This window comes from Erythrobacter sp. S259 (assembly GCF_057364965.1).
Window position 1 is genome coordinate 2,870,182 of the sequence record NZ_CP200286.1, and the last position, 18,007, is coordinate 2,888,188.

Here is an 18,007-nt window from a genome sequence, read left to right on the forward strand (position 1 = left end):
AGCAATAAAGGTTTTAGCCCATGAAACGCACCTGCACGATTTTTGCGCTCACACCCGTGACTTTGGCGCTTGCCGCATGCGAGGCAGAGCCGCAAAAGGCCGCTGCACCTTCCCCGCAAACCGAGTTCTGGGGGGCGCTCTCCAGCCACTGCGGCAAGGCCTATGCCGGGCGCCTCGTGAGCGAAGACGCAGCTGATGCGGACTTCGCGGATGCTGCGCTGGTGATGCATGTGTCTGAATGCTCGGACGAGCGAATTGCGGTGCCATTCCACGCCCGGCTAGACGGTGAATGGGATCGCTCGCGCACATGGGTGATCACCCGCCGCACCGTCCCGCATATGAGCGGCAGTGGTGAAACATTGCTGGGCCTTCGCCTCAAGCACGACCACCGGCACAAGGACGGCTCAGAGGACAAGCTCACCCAATATGGCGGCGATACGGTTGAGGAGGGCACAGCGCGCGTCCAAAACTTCCCGGTCGACCAGTTCAGCATCGATATGTTTGGCGAACAGGGGTATGACGCCTCGGTCACCAACTTGTGGTCGGTTGAGGTGGACCCGGCCGGCACCGAAGGCGGCAAATACGTCTATCAGCTTAAACGCACTGCCGAAGGCGGCGCGCCTGAGGACCGCTTGTTCCGGGTGGAGTTTGACCTTAGCCAAGAAGTCGAAGCGCCCCCGCCTGCGTGGGGCTGGAACGCATCAAGCCTGTAGGTGCGGCTCTCTCCCGGCGTATGCATTCAAGTCTCGGCAAAGAGGTTTTAAAGCAGCTTCCCGTCATCCCATACGAAAAAACGCGCACAAGGCCGGTGATTGGCCTTGTGCGCGCTCTTCGAGGTTATAGCCAAGAGGCTGACGGGGGTTATTTTTTCATATCGTCAAGTTGTGGGGGGTTGTCCTCAATGTCCTGATATTCGGTGTTTTCTTCCTCGTCCAGCTCAGCTGTATTGGGAGTGTCGCCTTGAGGATCGGCGTCAACAACTCCGGGCACGGCCTCTTCGATTTCTGCACCAGTAATTTCGTCACCGTCAGCATCATACTGGCTTTCCGGCCGGTCATCATCGCCAGCGTTCACACTTTCGGCTTCGCCCGTGCAGCCGCCGAGACCCAAGGCAAGGGTCGCTGCCATCGTTGTGGCAAGGGCGAGATCTGCTTTGCGAAAGGGGACGTTCATGGTTCACTCCTGTGTGTCTGTATGCGCTATCTACGCAGCCGGGGCATGGAGCGTTCCGAGAAAGTTTCGAAGATATGCAAAAGGCGGTGCGTAATTGTCTCGGCGCAGGGGTGGGTTTGGGATGTGCTTGTTTCCTCCAAACCATTGCGGCAATATCCCAAAATGCCCAATTGGCGTCCTAGAAACACTGGGCGAGCCCGCACTTTGCGCCGCGAAGCCACGCCCGCCGAGCGCGCCCTATGGGAACACCTCTCCCGCAGCCAGCAAGGCGTCAAATTCAGCCGTCAAATGCCAGTCGGGCCATACTATGCCGATTTCCTGTGCCGAGAGCTCAAATTGGTGATCGAACTCGACGGCTATAGCCATGACGTAGCGCCTGAACGCGATGTAGTCCGCGACGAGTGGATGCGGGCGGAGGGCTACACGGTGCTCCGTTTCACCAACGCGCAAGTGCATGAAAACATCGAAGGCGTTGTCACCGCAATCCGCTTGAAAGTCGAAGAGTTGCGCGCCCTATGAAAAACCTCCCGCTTGCGGGAGGGTCGGGAGGAATCGACCAAAGGGAGATGGCCAAAGGCCACCTAGCAGCTTGCTGCTTAGTCGCACGGGGTGGGCCGATCCTGTCGCAGCAAAGTGGGCACTTGCCTGCACCCCTCCCGCCCGCGGGAGGGGCAGTGAGACTTGCGAGCTTGCTCGCTAGTCGCAACGGGGTGGGATGTTTCTTTTGCAGCAAGGTTGGCAATTTCCCGAGGTCTCCGACCAAGCCAAGCCCACCCTAACCCCTCCCGCAAGCGGGAAGGGGATAAGCTTGAAGGCGGATGTTAAGCTTTTTCGGAGCCAATCATTTTGACTAACAACTTGAGCAATTGCTCGGTAGTCAATTCCACTGGATGGTCAGCCGTATGATTTTCGACCGTTTTCCCAAAATAGGCGGCAGCCAATGACTCTATGACTTGCTGTCGACGCTCAATTGGAAGAGCCTCTAAGAATGGCGTAAGTGATGCCAGCTCGAGCTCAGTCTGCTTGGCGCTGTCAGCGTTCGAACGATGCCTGGCAGATTCTTTGGCAAGATATATCGCCGGGGTCGAGATGGTCACGCCGATCAGTGCACGCGCAATCAATTCAACGACGTCGATTTTGCCATCGAAACTGAGGAACACGCTGATCCCAAGAATGGAAGCCCCAACAACAAAGAACCCAAGAGCAAAGACCCGTAGCAAGTTGGCCTGGCCTTTTTCGGATGTTGCCCGGTTTTGATAGTTACCAGTCAGACCGATATTGCCAACGATCTGAAGAATGTTCTTAGCCTGCCGCTCATAGTCAGATATTTCGTCTGTCTTCGTCTGAGCCAACTCTGTTTGGCTGTCAAAGTAAGCACCAAGCGCCGCCTCTTGTTCCGCTCGATCGTTTCGTCTCTCTGTTTCGATTTCGGACCGGAGCGTCGCAAATTCGGATGCGATCTCATCTAGACGTGAATTGGATAATGACTTGATTTGAACAAGAAGTGACTGCGCGCTTTCAATTTTCTCTTCTTGTTTTGCAACCTTTGCCTCTAACTCGCTGACTTTCGTCTTCGCCTTATCACGGTCTGCATCAAGCGCCCTAATTGACTGAGTTGCAGCCTTCCGGACGGATGCGATGGTCTCCCCGTAGACTTTTGATCCTTTGAGAGACCGCCTGAAGAAGGCCCAAGCGGCAACGGCGAGAGCTCCGTCAAGGTTTGACCCAGCATTGGCTAGATGGCCTTGATTTCCGTTAGACTTGAACGCATTCAGTTCGTTGTAGACGTTGTTCACATTCTTATTCAGCTGGTTAAGACCACCAATGCTGACTTCAAGATCTGTGCTTGTCTCTACCTGCTTCTTCAGTTGACGAGCAAATTGCTCTGCAGATCTTGCAATAGCTCGCTGCTGAGGTTCAAGATCCGCAAGGCTTGCGAACAAATCTCCGTCTTCATAAAGACTGATGAGGTTCGCGATCGACCTGTTTATCGCGTGGTTGGTGACAAGAGACTTCTCAGCCAACTATCACTCCGCCGCTTCAAACATATCCGGCCCGTCGCTTACAACCTCATCCTCGTTCACCGCTTTCGCCTTCTGCCGATTGTCAAAGCTTGACCACACGTCGTTCCAGTCGCCTTTCGTCGCGCCTTTCGAATACTCTGTCGCGCGCGCTTCGAAGAAGTTGGCGTGCTCGACACCGTTCAGAAGCGGGGACAGCCATGGCAGCGGGTGCTCGTCGATCATGTAGATCGGTTGAAGCTTAAGCTGACCCAAACGCCAGTCGGCGATGTAGCGGATGTACTTCTTGATGTCCTTGGCCGTCATGCCCTCAACCGGGCCCATCTCGAACGCCAGGTCGATGAACGCATCTTCGAGGCGCACGGTCTTTTGGCAGATGTCGATGATGTCTTCCTTGACCGCCTTGGTCAGGCAGTCGCGCTCTTCGCAGAAGGTGTGGAACATCTTGATGATGCCTTCGCAGTGCAGCGTCTCATCGCGCACCGACCATGAAACGATCTGCCCCATACCCTTCATCTTGTTGTGGCGCGGGAAGTTCATCAGCATGGCGAAGGATGCAAACAGCTGAAGCCCTTCGGTAAAGCCGCCGAACATGGCGAGCGTGCGGGCGATATCCTCGTCGGTGTCGACGCTGAACTGGTGCATGTAATTGTGCTTGTCGGCCATCTCTTCATAGTCGAGGAAGGCGCTGTATTCGCTCTCTGGCATGCCGATCGTGTCGAGCAGGTGCGAATAGGCCGCGATGTGCACCGTCTCCATATTGGAGAAGGCGGCGAGCATCATTTTGATCTCGGTAGGCTTGAACACGCGGCCATATTTGTCGTGGTAGCAATCCTGCACCTCAACGTCGGCCTGCGTGAAGAAACGGAAGATTTGGGTGAGCAGATTGCGCTCTGATTCGGTAAGGTTCTGTGCCCAGTCGCGGCAATCCTCACCCAGCGGCACCTCTTCAGGCATCCAGTGGATTTGTTGCTGGCGTTTCCAAAACTCGTAAGCCCAAGGGTATTGGAACGGCTTGTAGGTGTTACGGGCTTCGAGCAACGACATGTTGTGTAATCCTGTTTTCGTGGTGGCCGACTTATATAGGTGAACTAGGTTCGATCCGACAGGTAGGGGTGGATGATTCGGTGGGGATAAGCCGTGTAAATTCTGAGTCGAGTGGAGCGTAGCCGAGGGCGGGATACGCATTGCTGCGTAGAAATTTCTTGGCGGTTTGTTGGCCCATGCTTAGCTTGCCTGACACGAGTAGCTTGGGGATCGCACTCTCATGACATCACAAAGCTCTGACCAAGAGGTCAAAAACCGCAGGCCTTTGGCAACGCGCAGCGCGGGCTGGGCCAAGGGGCTGGCGAAGGGTTTGGCTGCGGTAGGTCTGACCCCCAACGCTATTTCGGTAATCGGGATTTTGTTCGCAGCGGGCGGTGCATGGTGCTTTTGGCTGGCGGCAGATGGCAAGGCCAGCGAGTGGCTGTGGCTTGGCGGGGCGCTTGGGATACAGCTGAGATTGCTTGCCAATATGCTCGATGGGCTGGTCGCGGTTGAAGAGGGCAAGTCTTCGGCGACTGGGGCGCTGTACAACGAAGCGCCTGACCGCGCCGAGGATGCATTGCTGCTGATTGCGGCAGGCTATGCGGCTGGTGTGCCTGAACTCGGATATGGCGCAACGATCCTCGCATTTGGCACGGCTTACATTCGCGCGCTCGGCGGGGCGCTTGGGTTTGAGCAGGATTTTGTGGGGCCAATGGCGAAACAGCACCGCATGTTTGTGCTTACATTGGCGGCGATTGCTGCATTCATTTGGCCACTTAGCGCTGTGGGAGACCTTAAGCTTGATGGCACCGTTGTAATGGGTGCTGCCTTATGGGTTATCGTGGCGGGAGGCGCCCTCACCTGCGCCATTCGCCTGCACCGCATCGCGGGTCTCTTGCGCGGCAAAGAAGCGTCGTCCGGGGAGGCGGGTGAATGATCGCGGGCCTCTTTGGTGAAGCGCTTTTCGGAGCGGCCAAACTCCTCGTCGGCGGACAGGCACGCTGGGACGGATGCGAACCTGCGACCACGCAGCGCATCTACTTCGCCAATCACGCAAGCCACATGGACACGATCATCATGTGCGGCGCGCTTCCCGGATATTTGCGCGAGACCACTCACCCCGTGGCGGCAGCCGACTATTGGGGCGGCGGCGCGGTTCAGCGCTTTGTTGCGCTCAAGGTTTTGAACGCGGTTCTGGTGGAGCGCGCCAAAGACGGCGTACGCGCGAAAGACCCACTCGCGCCTCTTCGCGCAGTCCTTAAAAGCGGCGAATCGCTGATCATCTTTCCCGAAGGCACACGGCGCGCCAAAGCGCTTCCTGGAGAGTTCAAAGCGGGCCTATATCACTTGGCGAAGGAATTCCCGGAAGCCGAGCTGGTGCCCGTTTATCTCACCAATCTCGCGCGGGCCTTTCCCAAAGGCGCGATCGTGCCAGCGCCAATCAGCGCAGCTGCGCATTTCGGGACGCCGATCCAACTAGGTGAAAGCGAGGAAAAGCCTGCATTTCTTGAGCGTGCTCAGCAAGCGATCATAACGCTTGCTGGTCGAGATTTGGCAGGAGAAAACGCGTAATGCCCAATTTGGATTTCGCAATTGACCCCGTGATGACCACGCTCTTCGCAGGTGTCTTCGCACTGTTACTGCTCGCTTCATCCATCGGTTTCGTGCTGTCCAAGCGGGTTAGCAGCGAAGGCGGGATTGCGACGGTCCAGAACCTCAATCAGCGCATCAAAGCCTGGTGGTTTATGATCGCGATTTTCGCGGTTGCCTTCGTGTTCGGCAAAGGCGTGACCATCGTGCTTTTCGCGCTCACCAGCTTTTTCGTGCTGCGCGAATTTTTGTCGCTAACCCCGACGCGCGCCGAAGATCACACCGCAACGGTGGCCGCGTTTTACCTATTTATCCCATTGCAATATTGGCTGATTTATTCCGATTGGCAGTCGCTTTTTTCAATCCTGATCCCGGTCTGGGCTTTCCTCCTTTTGCCGCTGCTCGCCGTGCTGAAGGGGGAGACGGCCGACTTTCTTGCTCGCTCTGCCAAAATCCAATGGGGCATGATGCTGGGTGTTTATTGCATCAGCCACGCGCCCGCGCTGCTGCTGCTCGACATTCCGGGATACTCAGGCAACTTCTTGCTGCTTTTCTTCCTCATCACCGTGGTGCAGCTCTCAGACGTTTTGCAATATGTGTTCGGCAAGCTTTTCGGCAAACACAAGGCCGCCCCGCGCGTGAGCCCTGCCAAGACGTGGGAGGGCCTCATCGGAGGGGGTCTGTCAGCCGCCGCCATCGGCGCTGCATTGTTCTGGATCACGCCGTTTGCGCCGTGGGAAGCAGCACTCCTCGCGCTCACCATAGTGCTGGCGGGATTTGCCGGGGGGCTTGTGCTTTCAGCAGTGAAACGCTCGCTTGGCGCAAAGGATTGGGGCACGATGATTGAAGGGCATGGGGGCGCGCTTGACCGGATGGATTCGGTGAGCTTTTCCGCGCCCGTTTTCTTCCATCTGGTGAATTACTTCTTCACGGTTTAGTCCCGGCGGCTTTTCGATCCGAAGACACTGCCGCCGCCCAAAACGGTCACACCGAGGAAGAAACCGAAGTCATACCAGCCGCCGCTGTTGGGCACTGCGTAAACGGCGATCTCAGGGCTGAACAGCGATCCTATAAAGCTCCACGGGAAGATGAACCCATGCCATAAACCCCACAAGAAACCGGGTGTGCCGGGTTCGGCGCTGACGCCTGTATCAATCTGCGAGGCGCATGCTGAAACAGCAAGGGCGAGGACGACAGCGACAAGAATGCGGCGTGTTTGCATAGCGGATGCTTTGGGCGGCGGATTACATATTGGCAGCAGCTACGACAGCCAGCCACATAAAGGGAAGCGCAATTCCGCCAATCACCGTATGAAGCCGCCCGGCGTTGGCACCGTGCCCTTCGGGTCCGCGCGAAAGGCGCATTCCGTTGATGATGAAAGCCAGCAGCACGATTGTGCCGCCAATCCCGACCCAGATTTCCGGTGCCATTGATCCCTCCTATCCTCTTGGAGCGAAGGATTTGCACATTTTGTCCTAAAGCGCGAGAGCAAAGCCTGCCGTTAAAGCGGGCTTTTTGCCTCAGCACATGCGGCGCACTGGGAAGCTGGTCGTATCCGTGCTGTGAGCTTCGCCTGCAAGCTCCCATTCCTCAGCGGCCAGATGCTTGAACACGCGGGGCGGAAGAGGGCGGAGAAATTCAAGGCCAACACAGTCACCCTGCCGCCAAGCCACTTCGGCTTTATGCGGGCCGGTGCCTGCAATGATAAGGCTGACAAAAGCACCAAGGTCCATGCCGCCTTTGGGATCATCCACTCGGCACCCTCCACTGGAGAGGTCCTTAAAGGCAATATCCAACTGATAGCCTCGGTTGGTCTTGCAAGTGCCTGTCGCACTGGAGGGGACCCGCTCAGAGCCCCGCGTGATGATATCTTTTTTGATCAACGCTCGCATCTCGTAAAAGCTTTCTGCATTTGCCGTTACAAGACGTGACGTTAGCTATGAGGGGTTAACACTTGTTTGCGATTTTCTTGGATGTGCGGCGAGCAGGCAAAGAAACCCCCGCACAGGCACTTGGCTCGGCGGGGGTTTGTTTGACCGTGAGAGAATGTGGTTACCCCAGATTGTTGTTTCGCGTCCTGTCCGGATTAGACACCGGTGTCTTTACACCTTTCACTTCGCGAACATGATAGTTTTCATAGTTGCCGCGCTCGATCTCCCGCACAAAGTTCGCACGTGTCATATCGTCACCTGTGAAGTTATCGTGAAACCGTTTGTTCCGACCACTCTTGGTTTCTTCAGTTGCTGATACTCGCTTTGGCATATTTCAATCCTTCAAGTTTTCTGAGGGATTGACTGACCCACTCTGTTCACACATTGTGAGCTCCTAATGCAGCGACCCTCAAGGTTGTTGTTTGAGGCCCAGATCAGTTAGCGCTGTTCTGGGCCTCAGCTTTCTCCGGCTAGATATTCCGGAAATTCGTGTCTCTTTCTACGATCACTGACAGCTGAGGCATTCCTCATAGTCGGTCTGCTCAGCGGAGAGCTCAAACTTGGCCGCATCCGCTGTGTTGTCGGCCTCAACACCGCCGGCAAAGCCTGCGCGTTGGACCGATTTTGAACGGAGATAATAAAGCGACTTGATGCCTTTCTCCCACGCTTGGAAGTGGAGCATCATGAGATCCCATTTATCAACGTCCGCCGGGATGAAGAGGTTCAGCGACTGAGCCTGATCGACATATGGCGAGCGGTCCGCTGCAAATTCAAGCAGCCAGCGCTGATCAATCTCAAAGCTGGTTTTGAAGCTGGCCTTTTCCTCTTCAGAGAGGAAATCGAGGTGCTGAACACTGCCGCCCTTTTCAAGGATCGAGTTCCACACATTGGGCGAGTTTTTGCTCTTCTTATCGAGCAGTTTCTCCAGATAGGGGTTCTTGACGATGAAAGAGCCCGAAAGCGTCTTGTGGGTGTAAATGTTCGCCGGGATCGGCTCGATGCAGGCACTGGTCCCGCCGCAAATGATCGAGATCGACGCGGTCGGCGCAATTGCCATTTTGCAGCTAAAACGCTCCATCGCGCCCATTTCAGCCGCGTCAGGGCACGGTCCACGCTCCTGCGCAAGAAGCATGCTCGCCTCAGACGCTTTGGCTTGAATATGCTTGAACATTTTGAGGTTCATGGCCTTACCCATTGCGCTCTCAAACCCAAGCCCCTTCGACTGCAGGAAGGAATGGAAGCCCATCACACCCAGACCAACCGAGCGTTCCCGCTCTGCGGAATAACGTGCACGAGCCATTTCGTCGGGCGCACGGTCGATATAGTCCTGAAGCACATTGTCGAGCATGCGCATCACGTCTTCGATGAATTGCTTATCGCCGTTCCACTCATCCCATTTTTCCAAGTTGAGCGAAGAGAGGCAGCACACAGCCGTGCGGTCATTGCCAAGGTGGTCAATGCCAGTGGGCAGAGTGATTTCGCTGCACAGGTTCGAGGTTGAAACCTTCAGGCCAAGCTCGCGGTGATGCTTTGGCATCATGCGGTTCACCGTGTCGTTGAACACGATGTAGGGCTCACCTGTTGCAAGGCGCGTCTCGACCAGTTTTTGGAACAGTGAGCGCGCATCAACCTTACCGCGCACTTCCTGCGTTTTGGGTGACTTGAGTTCGAACTCAGCGCCGTCACGCACCGCTTCCATAAATTCGTCGGTGAGAAGCACGCCGTGGTGCAGGTTCAATGCCTTGCGGTTGAAGTCACCTGAAGGCTTCCGGATTTCGAGGAATTCTTCGATCTCTGGGTGCGACACATCAAGATAGCACGCCGCCGAGCCCCGGCGCAGCGACCCTTGCGAAATCGCCAGCGTGAGCGAGTCCATAACGCGCACAAATGGGATGATGCCGGAGGTTTTGCCGTTGAGGCCCACAGGCTCCCCGATACCGCGCACATTGCCCCAATAGGTGCCAATGCCGCCGCCTTTGGAGGCAAGCCAGACATTTTCATTCCAGGTGTTCACAATGCCATCAAGGCTATCGTTCACCGAGTTCAAATAGCACGAGATCGGCAGGCCGCGGCTGGTGCCGCCGTTTGAGAGCACAGGCGTTGCCGGCATGAACCACAGGTTCGAGATGTAATCATAAAGGCGCTGCGCATGCTCTGCATCGTCGGCATAAGCATCGGCGACGCGTGCAAACAGGTCCTGATACTTCTCTCCGGGGAGCAGATAGCGATCGGTCAGCGTCTCTTTGCCGAATTCGGTGAGGTTCGCATCACGGCTTTCGTCCGTCTGCACGTCGAAACGGCGATCATTGACCTTCTTGCTGTCATCAACAGACGCCTTCGCAGCTTCAGCCACTGCATTGCCCAGCGCCTCCGCGCTTTTTTCCGCAATCAGGGCATCGCTGCCTTTGTCGGCTTTTTCCATCGTCACTGCCTTTTGCGCCTTTTCCTCAGTGCTGACCGCGTCGCTTGTTTCAGCATCGCTTAGCACTTGATCACCTGATTTGAATTCCATCATCGCCCCATTCTAACCTGTTTCGAATCGGGCTGCTGCTCTCTTAGGGGAAAAGCACCAATGTTCCGACTCTGTTCCAAAACTCTTTGCCGACAGTTTTTGCCCAGCCTATCCGCAAACGAGTGCACACAGTTGTCCATCAAACAGTCCACATCTGTCCGTTCAGGCCCCATTTTAGCGACTCCTTCCCCGCTTAGCCCTTTGGAATCTCACCTCAGACAGGAAAATTTACACTACAATTTGGGGGTCCATTGCGAACCAGACCCCTAGATGATGAATCAGAAGCGGATGAGGGTCAACGGGCTTTTAACCATGATATTGCACCACATCGGCTGACAACCCTATGTTGCAGTGCAGCGACGCGTGGGAAAAGCTTGAGTCATGGGGTGCGCAAGCCCCAAACTGAATCTGTGAAGAAAAATTTGGTGATTGTTCGGTGTGAATCAATCCTTGAATCTTTCTCACATAGGCTTGCAATATTGTTGCGGGACCTGCCGCCAAGAGGAAGCGGGCAGCGCAAAGGTGCCTTTCAAGGGCGCAGCGGGAGAGGATTAGCCAGTGGATACCTTGCTAACCAAAATTGTTGAATTCGCAGACCGGCACGCGCGAGATCATCAACGGCATAAGTGCTGCGTGGTTTGTATTCTCCACCGCTTCTTGGATTCCGTTTATAGGCATTCCAGAGATACCCTACATCACAGATCGGAATTTCTGGGTCTCAGCGGCGGTCTGGAATGTTGTATGGTGGTGTTTCGCCTTTCCGGCCATTACCGAACATCGCAAAAAAATGGACGAAGCAGCTATACAACGCGAGCGGTCTGACCCGGCCGGTGACTAAGCGGCGTGAGGCGTTGCCTCGCTCGCTGATCGGGCATGGCCTGCCACATAATCTGCAAGGGGCTTAATCAATTCCATGGGCAGATCATGACCCCAGCCCGGAATGGTGACCAGCCTTGCACCTGTTATGTGGTTGGCGGTGTCCTCGCCCCCGGCAAGCTTCACCAGGGGATCATCCTCGCCGTGCAGAACGAGTGTTGGCGCAGTGACTGAGGCGAGACGCGAACGCCGGCAGCCATCGTCGATGATCGCTGCCAATTGGCGTGCGAGGCCGGGCGGATAGACGCTGCGGCGCACCGATTTGATTGTTCGTTCTCGCACGCGCTCTGGATCGGAAGGGTAGCCAGGCGAGCCGATACTGCGCGAAATATGAAGGCCTTGAAGCACGAGATCCTCCTCATCAAGCGATTTGGGTTTCGCAACCAAAGCCTCCATCGCTTGTTTGTCTGCCATAGGAAGCGAGCTATTACCCGTGGTTGACATAATCGAGGTGAGAGAAAGAAGGCGGTCAGGGTGATTGATCGCAGTAAGCTGCGCAATCATCCCACCCATGCTGGCGCCCACAACATGCGCTTTGTCGATCCCAAGAGCGGTGAGCAAGCCCGCCGCATCATCTGCCATGGAGGCTAGCGTGTAAGGCACTTTTGCAGGCCAGCCGATCTTCTTGCGGATGACTTGCCATGCAGGGCTTGGCGCCTTTGCGCCTTCAAACTTTTGCGAAAGGCCGATATCGCGGTTGTCATAGCGAATGACGCGAAACCCGTGCCCCACCAAAGCCTCAACCAGTTCATCAGGCCACAAAGTCATCTGCGCGCCGAGGCCCATAATTAGAAGGATGGGCTCATGGTTTGGGTCACCGTGATCGTCGTAAAAAAGCTCGATCCCGGTATTTGGCGAGGTGATGGTGGGCATGAATGGGTGCATTCCTGACGGTGATGTAAGTCATCACCACAATGCAGGTTAGTGCCCCAAGAGCAAGGGCTAGCCTTCGGGAGAGCCTCTCCAATCAGGTCCGCCGATTAGGAACTCTTTGGCCTCTAGCTGATCGAGCACACCGTTATCCTCCGCCAAGACGCGCAAAGGAACCACCGCTAGGGTCACACCGCTCTCCTGCGAGGCCTTAGAGATCATATTTACCCATTGCCCGCGTATTTCATCGCCCAGTTCATCATCCGCCCACGGCCAGCACGTGCCAAGCGCCATTTCCAGCGGGTTGTCCATCACCGCGGGAATATCGAAGCTGCGCCAGTCGTCACCGCGTTTTTCAATGATTGCTTGACCCGCCTCTGTCGCGCCCATCGCTGCTTCCAGGCAGGGGATATGGCTTTCTGGCGGTGCATCGGCGAGATTGTCGAGCAAGTCTTCGCCCCGGAAGCGTTCGGGCCGGGTGATGGGTACATCCGCCTTGTTTGCGGCCTTCTTCACAATGTCGGTGGCGTCTTTGACCGTATCATCATCAAAATCGAGCCGCCGTGCGAGCATATCAAAGCTCGTCATCAAAAAGGAGCGGCGGTCATAGTTGATATCATACTGCGCCTCGAGAGCGGCCAGGCGGGCACGCTGAGCATCGCTGAGATATTCGGCTGCGACGGTTTTATCAGGCAGCTTGGTAAACTTGCCCCCGCTGAAAATGAGGCGAAAGGCATCGCCTGGAGAGAATTTGGGAGCAGCGCGAAGGATCACACGGTCGGCTTCTTTGGTCGCCTCTTCCAGCCGGTCGGGAAACCACGGCGTCGATTTGGGGACCGCGCGAATTTCTCCAACAAGGATGACGGTTCCGCTGTCCGTATCAATCGTCCACATCGGTGCGCCGGAGCGCTGTGCGGTTACGACGATGGAGTTTGCGGACACGCTTTGGGTGGCGCTTTGGGTAATCCCCGCCTCATCCTGACCCAAAACCGCAACTGAGCAAGGCAGACACAGCGCAATGCCGAAAGTAAGAGTGAGCCGGTTCATAAGCACGCCGTTAGCGTAAGACCGCTGGCTCGCAGGTGAACGGGGCCAGTGGAGAGGGCTGGGAGCTGCAACCACTTACCGCTCAACTGCGGGCATCTGCATCACAACCGAGGTCGTCTCGCTGTCCTCATCATAGGCACAGTGGACGCGCACCAGGTACGGCCGATTTCTCTGACCAAGCATCCAATACTCCAGCAATTCAGCGTTATAGCATTGCGCTGCCGTTACCTTGCGGCCTTCAAAATGCTGCTTTGTGGTCATGGGCGAAGAGCGCGGATGATCGGCCACATTCTTCGCCATAAATTGCCCCACGCCGGTCAGTTTTGCCTGAATGGCTTCGCTGGTAATCTGCACCAACGAAGTGGGGCCGAATTGCACTTTAAGAGCGCCCTCTTCCATAGTGATTTTTGCGCGCGGAGTGGCTCTAGGCACCGAAAGCACTGCCGCCCAAGGAAGCGCGCCGCGCCCTCTCAAGATTGCGTAAGGATCTCGCGGTGTGATCCCGGCGTCGCGCTTGACCGAATGGCCAATCAAATTGCCCTCATCAGAGTAATCCGATGAATGAACAAATTTGTCGATCACAATGGCCTCCTCCTGGCCTGTCGCAAGGTCTTGCTCGATCAGAAATATCTCGGCCCGCTTGGCTTCGTAATAGCCAAGGTTGTCGGTGGACGTGCGCAATAGGTAAAGATGCGTCTCGCTTATCCCTACGGGTTCTTCGTGAATGTCGATAAAGCTATCAGGAGATGCATTTGCAGGGCTGGCGACAGCTAGGACGGTGGCACAAAACGCAGTGAAAATGGTTTTGATCAGGTTCACGGCACCAAAACCGTATCGCGCACGCTTGTTTTCAGGTCTGGATAATCCATCGTGTAATGGAGCCCCCGGCTTTCCTTACGGGTGAGAGCCGATTGCACGATCAGCTCTGCGGATTGGAGCAGGTTCCTGAGCTCAATCAGGTCGGTAGTCACGACAAAGCTGCCGTAGTATTCCTCTACCTCTTGGCGCAGCAGAGCGATGCGGTTGGCGGCGCGTTCCAAGCGCTTGGTGGTGCGCACAATGCCAACATAGTTCCACATAAAGCGGCGGATCTCGGTCCAGTTCTGCTTGATCACCACCTGCTCATCGGAATCCGAGACCCGGCTCTCATCCCATGGTAAGATCGCGGGCGGCTCTGGCAATTCATCCCATTTGGCCAGAATATCCGCCGCTGCCGCTTCGCCAAAGACAAAGCATTCGAGCAGGCTGTTGGAGGCTAAACGGTTCGCACCGTGCAGCCCGCTTTCGGTGCACTCACCCGCCGCCCAAAGGCCTGGCAGATCAGTGCGTGCGTGCAAATCCACTACGATCCCGCCGCAGGTATAATGCTGGGCAGGGACCACAGGGATGGGCTCTTTGGTCATATCAATGCCAAGGCCGGTGAGCTTCTCATGGATAGTCGGGAAGTGTTCGCGCACGAATTCAGGCGGCTGGTGGCTGATGTCGAGGTGGACGTAATCAAGACCGTACCGCTTGATCTGATCGTCGATAGCGCGCGCCACCACATCGCGCGGGGCAAGCTCCATGCGCTCGGCGTCATATTCGGTCATGAAGCGGTGCCCGGTTTCCGGGTGCTTTAAGTGACCTCCTTCACCGCGCACGGCCTCTGTGATGAGGAAGTTTTTGACTTCAAGATTATAGAGACACGTAGGGTGAAATTGCATCATCTCCATGTTGGAAACCCGCGCGCCTGCCCGCCAGGCCATGGCAATACCGTCACCGGTTGCGCCGCGCGGGGCGGTGGAGAACTGATACACTCGGCCTGCCCCGCCGGCGGCAAGGATCGTCGCGCGCGCCACATGGCGTTCGACCCAGCCGGTCGATTCATTGAGGGCATAAACACCCCAGACATGGCCCGCGCCCGAGTAATGTTCGCGGTTGCGGTCCGTGATAAGGTCAATCGCTGTGCGACCGCCCAGCATGGTAACATTGGGATTGGCCTCAGCCGCTTTAAGCAGAGCGTCCTGCACAGCCCACCCGGTGGCATCATCGACATGCACGATCCGGCGGTGCGAATGCCCGCCTTCGCGCGTCAGGTGCAGATCGCCGGCATCCTTGTTGAAAGGAACGCCCAGCTCGACCAACCGGTTGATGCTTTCAGGCGCTCGCTCGATCACGTACTCCACCGCTTGGCGGTCGTTAAGACCGGCGCCCGCCACCATCGTATCGCGCACATGGTTTTCGAATGTGTCGCCCGCATCCAGCACCGCCGCAATCCCGCCTTGCGCCCATGCAGTAGAACCTGATGTGAGCGAACCCTTGGCAAGCACAAGCACACGCTTACTTGTCGCCAGCTCCAGCGCGGCGGTCAGCCCAGCCGCGCCTGATCCTATGATGATCACGTCGTAGGCGCTGATTATGTCGCCCGTCTGCGCATCCTTGATGTCAGTCGTCTCTGCCATGAGCTAAGCCATGACGCCCGCTTGCCGGCTTATCAAGTCCTGCGTTGAAAGCGCCCTTGCACTGCGGAGCTTCTGTCTGGTTGCGAAAATTTAATTCATCGAGGCTGAGAGACAATCCACCAGCTATCGGGTTGAAAATGAAAGCCAAGCTTTGCGCGGTGCCAAATTCGCGCAGGGGGTGATCTATGCCATTGCCATCATTTAACCGCTGATCCTGCGGCTTTACCCTTACAAGACAGATGCGGGACCGTGCACGCGGAGGTATGTCCATGTCGATGATGTCAGCCATATATTGCCTGCGCGGCCACCACCGTCCCGATCGCCGCAGTGTGCATTGGGACGGACGCGAATATCATGGAAAATGCAAATATTGCGGCGCGAAGCTCGAGCATATTTCACGCCGGAACTGGCGCGAGCGTATAACCGAATAGCCAAAGGTTCAGGGCTCTTGCGCATCGCCCGGCCGGCCCTCGATTATTGCTTCTGATCCGCTTCAGAAACCGTATAGCAATCCAGATCACCGGCCACACTCACCGGGCCGGAATAGTTTTTGCCAATCGCTGCAAGGCCATCATCAAGCCGGCTAAGGCTGCGCTCCATATTGTGCGTGAGAACCAGACGCTTGGCACCGGCCTTTCCCGCCAGTTCGCCGATTTGTTCCGGTGTACGATGGAGCCCAATCGGCTGCCCCTCTTCACCATTTATGACATGGTGCGCGAAAAGAATATCGGGTTCTTCATTGGCCATTGCGCGGTAAAACACACTCGACATTGCGCTTTGATCTCCGGTGATAACGAAGACTTTTCCTCGGGCTTGCACCCAATATCCGACAGCAGGGACCGGACCGTGATGCACTGGAAACGCCAGAGCAAACAGGTCATCGGTAAACATGAGAACATGAGGATCAAATCCAGTGCCGTCATATTGCGCAGTCGGGTCTTGGAAGGGAATGTCTTGGGCTGTGATTTTCGGCTTGTTTTCGGTCCCATCCAGATAGCCGCCATTGTAGGCAAACGCGCCGCCATCTTTTGCTAGCAGTCTTTGGAGAAATTCGCTTGTCGATGGAAAGCGCGGTGCGGAGCTGGGCCCAGCAATAATCAACGGCTCACTGCGCCCTTCGAACCCTCCCGAATTGAGCACGTCGATCAAATCGCCGGTATGATCAGCGTGGAGGTGCGTCAGCAGAATAGCATCGAGCCTGCCAATGCTTGCGCCCGCCTCGGCAAAGCGCAGGAAACTGCCCGAGCCTGCATCAACCAAGAGCCGCGGCTCGCCGTCAATCCACAGGAGATACGACGTGCCAGCGCGCGCAGCTGTTCCGCCTTCAGCAATGGGCCCGCCGCTCCCTAGCACTTGCATCGCGACCCCTTCCTCTGGGCAAGGTGCGGGCTGCTCTGCCCGCGGGATGGCGTTGTCAAAAGCCGTACTCTCCTCAGCGCCGCAGCCGACAAGCGCGAGCAAGGTCAAAAATGTGAGTGTTCCGCGCATCGCCTTACCTCTTAATTGCCAGACCCGGTGAGTTGCACGAAGACGTCTTCAAGATCGGCCTCACGCGTGGTCACATCTTCGATTGTGAGGCCTTGAGACTGAAGGATACCCAGCACCTGGCCAGCGTTCATCCGATCCTTGTCATAAGTAACTTCGACGCCGCGTTCACCGGTCATCTCGACCTTGTTGAATGCCTCATGCGACGGCGCTTTGCCTAGGTCATCTGAAACGGTCACAGCAACGATCTTTTCGCGCGCCATATCAACCAGCTCGCGGGTTGGTTTGTGCGCGATAAGCTCTCCGTGGTTGATGATCGCAATCTCATCGCACAGCTCTTCTGCCTCTTCGAGATAATGGGTGGTGAGCACAATAGTGACGCCCTCGCGGTTCAATTCCGTCACCAGATCCCACAGCTGGCGCCGGAGTTCTACATCGACCCCTGCCGTGGGCTCATCCAGCACAAGGATTGGCGGTGAGTGCACCATAGCTTTTGCCACCAACAACCGCCGTTTCATTCCCCCCGAAAGCGTGCGGGCATAGGCGTTGCGTTTGTCGGCAAGGTGCACCGCTTCGAGCAATTCTTCGCTGCGCCGATAGTCCTTGCCAATCCCGTAAAAACCGCCTTGGTTTTCAAGGACCTCAAAGGGGGTAAAAAAGGGGTCAAACACGATTTCCTGAGGCACAATTCCAATCGCGCGGCTGGCATTGCGGCGCTCGGCGTCGATATCAAAGCCCCAGATCTCGGCAGAACCGCTGGTCTTGTTCACCAGGCCTGCAAGGATATTGATGAGTGTCGATTTGCCAGCGCCGTTGGGGCCAAGCAGGCCGAAAATCGACCCTTCAGGCACATCGAAACTGACTCCGTTAAGGGCGAGTTTCCCCTCGGCATCTGCACCTTTGGCCCCTTTGGGCGCGGCATAGCGTTTGACGAGGTTGTCGATCCGGATGGCAGGTGGTTTCATACATCAACGCCATAAAGATGGTGTGCGAGGCTGCAAGGGGAAGGATCAATTTGCACTGCCTCAATAT

The 18,007-nt window shown here is 56.3% G+C and carries 19 protein-coding genes; 5 read left to right on the forward strand and 14 right to left on the reverse strand.

The annotated features are described in order from the left end of the window. Positions 1-20: 20 nt before the first annotated feature. On the forward strand, positions 21-713 hold the full coding sequence (locus AC0V60_RS13695; RefSeq protein ID WP_486178992.1) for a hypothetical protein: 693 nt from the start codon (positions 21-23) through the stop codon (positions 711-713). 148 nt (positions 714-861) lie between these two features. Here the strand turns inward: AC0V60_RS13695 and AC0V60_RS13700 are convergent, their stop codons facing one another. Next, on the reverse strand, positions 862-1,173 hold the full coding sequence (locus tag AC0V60_RS13700) for a hypothetical protein (protein ID WP_486178993.1): 312 nt from the start codon (positions 1,171-1,173) through the stop codon (positions 862-864). Between the two features lie 162 nt (positions 1,174-1,335). On the opposite strand from AC0V60_RS13700, the gene AC0V60_RS13705 reads away from it, so the two are divergent. Next, complete coding sequence (locus AC0V60_RS13705; RefSeq protein WP_486178994.1) at positions 1,336-1,692, forward strand: endonuclease domain-containing protein; 357 nt, start codon at positions 1,336-1,338, stop codon at positions 1,690-1,692. 302 nt (positions 1,693-1,994) lie between these two features. On the opposite strand, the gene AC0V60_RS13710 is transcribed toward AC0V60_RS13705, so the two are convergent. Together AC0V60_RS13710 and AC0V60_RS13715 are read right to left on the reverse strand one after the other, a co-directional pair. Further along, entirely contained in the window at positions 1,995-3,197 is a 1,203-nt protein-coding gene (locus tag AC0V60_RS13710) for a hypothetical protein (RefSeq protein WP_486178995.1), read from the reverse strand. Between the two features lie 3 nt (positions 3,198-3,200). Continuing rightward, positions 3,201-4,241: a ribonucleotide-diphosphate reductase subunit beta gene (locus AC0V60_RS13715; RefSeq protein WP_486178996.1), complete on the reverse strand. Its 1,041-nt coding sequence runs from the start codon at positions 4,239-4,241 to the stop codon at positions 3,201-3,203. A gap of 220 nt (positions 4,242-4,461) precedes the next feature. On the opposite strand from AC0V60_RS13715, the gene AC0V60_RS13720 reads away from it, so the two are divergent. From AC0V60_RS13720 to AC0V60_RS13730, 3 genes are read left to right on the forward strand one after another with little or no spacing between them, the layout of a single operon-like run. After that, positions 4,462-5,160 carry a CDP-alcohol phosphatidyltransferase family protein gene (locus tag AC0V60_RS13720; protein ID WP_486178997.1) on the forward strand — a complete coding sequence of 233 codons (699 nt, stop codon included), beginning with the start codon at positions 4,462-4,464 and terminating at the stop codon, positions 5,158-5,160. Further along, a complete protein-coding gene (locus tag AC0V60_RS13725; protein WP_486178998.1) occupies positions 5,157-5,795 on the forward strand; it encodes a lysophospholipid acyltransferase family protein in 639 nt (212 codons plus the stop codon). Before AC0V60_RS13720 ends, AC0V60_RS13725 begins: the two co-directional genes overlap by 4 nt. Continuing rightward, complete coding sequence (locus tag AC0V60_RS13730; protein ID WP_486178999.1) at positions 5,795-6,751, forward strand: phosphatidate cytidylyltransferase; 957 nt, start codon at positions 5,795-5,797, stop codon at positions 6,749-6,751. The genes AC0V60_RS13725 and AC0V60_RS13730 overlap by 1 nt, the downstream gene beginning before the upstream one ends. On the opposite strand, the gene AC0V60_RS13735 is transcribed toward AC0V60_RS13730, so the two are convergent. The 11 genes from AC0V60_RS13735 to AC0V60_RS13785 form a co-directional block, all read right to left on the reverse strand. After that, complete coding sequence (locus AC0V60_RS13735; RefSeq protein ID WP_486179000.1) at positions 6,748-7,035, reverse strand: hypothetical protein; 288 nt, start codon at positions 7,033-7,035, stop codon at positions 6,748-6,750. The two genes, AC0V60_RS13730 and AC0V60_RS13735, sit on opposite strands and share 4 nt — an antisense overlap. Before the next feature lie 22 nt (positions 7,036-7,057). Then, entirely contained in the window at positions 7,058-7,243 is a 186-nt protein-coding gene (locus AC0V60_RS13740) for a hypothetical protein (RefSeq protein ID WP_486179001.1), read from the reverse strand. Positions 7,244-7,333: 90 nt separating this feature from the next. Continuing rightward, complete coding sequence (locus tag AC0V60_RS13745) at positions 7,334-7,696, reverse strand: PilZ domain-containing protein (RefSeq protein WP_486179002.1); 363 nt, start codon at positions 7,694-7,696, stop codon at positions 7,334-7,336. A gap of 553 nt (positions 7,697-8,249) precedes the next feature. Next, positions 8,250-10,256, reverse strand: a complete 2,007-nt coding sequence (locus tag AC0V60_RS13750) for a ribonucleoside-diphosphate reductase subunit alpha (RefSeq protein ID WP_486179506.1) — start codon at positions 10,254-10,256, stop codon at positions 8,250-8,252. 834 nt (positions 10,257-11,090) lie between these two features. Further along, positions 11,091-12,005 (reverse strand): alpha/beta fold hydrolase, encoded by a 915-nt coding sequence (locus AC0V60_RS13755; RefSeq protein ID WP_486179003.1) that lies wholly within the window; start codon positions 12,003-12,005, stop codon positions 11,091-11,093. Between the two features lie 69 nt (positions 12,006-12,074). Then, positions 12,075-13,049, reverse strand: a complete 975-nt coding sequence (locus AC0V60_RS13760; RefSeq protein ID WP_486179004.1) for a TraB/GumN family protein — start codon at positions 13,047-13,049, stop codon at positions 12,075-12,077. Positions 13,050-13,124: 75 nt separating this feature from the next. Next, entirely contained in the window at positions 13,125-13,868 is a 744-nt protein-coding gene (locus AC0V60_RS13765) for a hypothetical protein (protein WP_486179005.1), read from the reverse strand. Next, entirely contained in the window at positions 13,865-15,490 is a 1,626-nt protein-coding gene (gene nadB / locus AC0V60_RS13770) for an L-aspartate oxidase (protein ID WP_486179006.1), read from the reverse strand. Before nadB ends, AC0V60_RS13765 begins: the two co-directional genes overlap by 4 nt. After that, positions 15,474-15,779 (reverse strand): hypothetical protein, encoded by a 306-nt coding sequence (locus AC0V60_RS13775; RefSeq protein ID WP_486179007.1) that lies wholly within the window; start codon positions 15,777-15,779, stop codon positions 15,474-15,476. The genes nadB and AC0V60_RS13775 overlap by 17 nt, the downstream gene beginning before the upstream one ends. 185 nt (positions 15,780-15,964) lie before the next feature. Further along, complete coding sequence (locus AC0V60_RS13780) at positions 15,965-16,978, reverse strand: MBL fold metallo-hydrolase (RefSeq protein ID WP_486179008.1); 1,014 nt, start codon at positions 16,976-16,978, stop codon at positions 15,965-15,967. 11 nt (positions 16,979-16,989) lie between these two features. Beyond that, a complete protein-coding gene (locus AC0V60_RS13785) occupies positions 16,990-17,940 on the reverse strand; it encodes an ABC transporter ATP-binding protein (protein WP_486179009.1) in 951 nt (316 codons plus the stop codon). Positions 17,941-18,007 lie beyond the last annotated feature (67 nt).